The 2,785-nt window shown below is 67.3% G+C and carries 2 protein-coding genes; one reads left to right on the top strand and one right to left on the bottom strand.

What is annotated here, in order from left to right; all coding sequences use genetic code 11:
- Window positions 1–150 precede the first annotated feature (150 nt).
- Window positions 151–1,557, bottom strand: a complete 1,407-nt coding sequence (locus tag CVM52_RS25025) for an AAA family ATPase (RefSeq protein WP_100164986.1) — start codon at window positions 1,555–1,557, stop codon at window positions 151–153.
- Between the two features lie 365 nt (window positions 1,558–1,922).
- On the opposite strand from CVM52_RS25025, the gene CVM52_RS25020 reads away from it, so the two are divergent.
- Window positions 1,923–2,785: replication initiator protein A (locus tag CVM52_RS25020; protein ID WP_100164985.1), on the top strand; the 863-nt coding region annotated here is incomplete at its 3' end.

Genomic DNA, 2,785 nt, shown 5'->3' with positions numbered 1-2,785 from the left:
CTGGGCGATCGGCGCCGAGGACAGCGGCCCCGGCGCGGGGCGGGCCGCCGGGGCGGCGGACAGGTAATCGGGCTGGGCCGGGGTCAATCTCTTGCGCTTTGCCATTCCGGGGATCTCCTCTGCCCTTTACCAGGGTCTGGTTATCAGCCTCTAAACGGCCAGGGCGCCGGGCGCGGCCGCCGCCAGCTCGTCGCGGCGCCAGATCCCTAGCAACAGCCGCTTGAAGGCGGCATAGGTCTCGTCGAAGGTTTCGCGGCCGCGGGCATAGGTCTCGCGGTTGAAATCGCGGTAATCGGCCTCGTAGATGCCGCTGACCTGTTCGCCGGCCTGGCCGATCAGCGCGGTGAAATCCTGCCGGTGCGGGCTGAGGGTGCGGCCCAGATAGGCCTGCATCAGCGCCGACAGCTCGCCCTGCTGGGCGCCGTCATAGCGGGTGATCACCGCGCGCACCGCGTCCCATTCGAAGGCCAGCCCGGCGCGGCCCAGGGCGCGGGCGGCCATGTTCTCGCTCTCCTCGATGCTGGCGAAGGTCGAATGCAGCATGTCGAAGAACCGCCCGGTGCTGTCGAATTCCAGGAAGGAGGCGCCCAGCGGCACCAGCAGGATATCCGCCGCCGCCAGCCCGTTGATGGTGAGATAGCCCAGCGCCGGCGGGGTGTCGATGAAGACCAGGTCGTAGCGGTCGAGCACGCCATCGGCCTCCAGCCGCTCGGTCAGCGCGTCCCACAGCTTCCAGCCGCGCGCCGCCATCCGCCAGACCGGCACCTGGAACTCGGCCCAGTAGAGGTTCAGCTGGGCGCCGATCAGGTCGATATTGGGCCAGTGGGTCGGCTGGATCACCTCGTCGGCCGACATCTCCAGCGCCGCCGACAGCGCCTCGTCCAGCGGCTGCGGCGCATCGCCCCGGTCCAGCCGGCGCTGGTTCTCGGCGCGCAGATATTCGCCGTAATGGCGCGCCAGCAGCGGATAGGCGGTCTGCCATTCATCGGCGACGGTGCCGCCGAAGATCGAGGTCATGCTGCCCTGGCTGTCCAGGTCCACCACCAGCACCTTGTAGCCGTCCAGCGCCGCCGACATCGCCAGATGCGCCGCGGTCGAGGTCTTGCCGACGCCGCCCTTGAAATTGGCCACCGCGACGATCTTGGCCGGCAGGCCCTCGGGGCGGTAGGGGCGGTAATTCTTCGCCTTCGATCCCTGCGCCGCGAAGAAGCCGCGCAGCCGCAGCACCTCGTCCAGGGTGAACCACTTGGCGCCGCCCTCGGTTTCCGAACTGCCCTGGGGCAGATCCGGATTGGCCTTCAGCACCCGGCGGAAATGCGCCTGGGCCACCGGGATCAGATAGCGGGTGATCTCCCAGGTCGAGAACAGGCGCAGCGATTTGCGCCCGGCCTCGTTCATGCCGCGGCTGGCCAGGTCGGCGCGGCCGCGGGCGCAGGCGGCGGCGATCTGGGCAAAGCCCTCGGTGCTGGCCGGCGCCTCCAGCTCGGCCAGGGCGGCGTCGGGATCGATGTTGAAATAGGGCGGCAGCCCCGCCTGAATTGCACTGTCCTTGCCCATGCCTCTGCCCGATGTGCTGTGTTTTGGCCAGACTACCACAAAACGCGGCACATGGAAGAAAAAGCCGCATCTCGTCGGCTTTTCTCAGCAAAATATGGGGAAACCTGCCCGGCCTTATACCGGATCTGGGGGCAGGGGAAAATTTTTTGCCGGTTAGAATCCTGTTATTTACTGTTACGGCGGCACTTGGATGCCGCTCCGGCCTTGCAAATAAGGCGATCGGCGCCTCCCGGGTGACTCTGAACCCCCGATAAAGTGACTCCGCTCCCCCGATGGCGTGATTCCGAACCCCCGTTGTTTGCCCTTGTGGATAACTTTAGGCTGGGCGTCACTGAAACCACGAAAACGAGTCGGGCAGAACGACCATGGGACAGGCATTGACTGGCGGCGCCGACGGGCTGCTGCCCGACCGGCACCGGCAGGGCGATTTTTTCCTCTGCGACATTTTCGATGCGCTGCCCAAGGACGACCTGGCCAGCATGGAACATCCGCTGTTCTCGCTGGCGACGCGGCCCGACCGGCGGATCCTGAGCTATAGCCATAACGGGGTGAGCGTGGAGGTGACGCCCAGCGTCAAGGGGCTGGCCACCATCCATGACAAGGACATCCTGATCTTCTGCATCAGCCAGCTGATGGCGGCGCTGAATGCCGGGCGCCAGGTCAGCCGCACGCTGCAGCTGAAGGCGCATGACCTGCTGGTGGCGACCAATCGCGAGACCAGCGGCGATGCCTATCGCCGGCTGCGCGAGGCCTTCGAGCGGCTGGCCGGCACCCGCATCACCACCAATATCGTCACCGGCGCCACCGAGACCACCAGCGGCTTTGGCCTGATCGAGCGCTGGGAGATCGTGCGCCGCACCCGCGGCGGCCGCATGGTCAGCGTGGCGGTGACGCTCAGCGACTGGCTGTACCGGGCGGTGCTGGCAAAATCGGTGCTGACGCTTTCCCGCGATTATTTCCGCCTCAGGAAGCCGCTGGAGCGGCGCATCTACGAGCTGGCGCGCAAACATTGCGGCCGCCAGGAGGGCTGGCGGGTCTCGGTCGAGACGCTGCTGAAGAAATCCGGCTCGGCCTCGCCGCGGCGGGTGTTCCGCAAGATGCTGCGCGACATGATCGCCGCCGACCACCTGCCCGATTACCACCTGGCCGAGGAGCCCGGCGACCTGATCCGCTTCCGGCCGCGGGTGCCGGCGGCGGCCAGCCCGCCGGTGATCGGCGAGGCGGCGCG

This window comes from Pseudooceanicola lipolyticus (assembly GCF_002786325.1).
GTDB lineage: Bacteria > Pseudomonadota > Alphaproteobacteria > Rhodobacterales > Rhodobacteraceae > Pseudooceanicola_C > Pseudooceanicola_C lipolyticus.
Note: the sequence above shows the minus strand (reverse complement) of the source record. Positions and strands in the feature narration are given on the sequence as shown.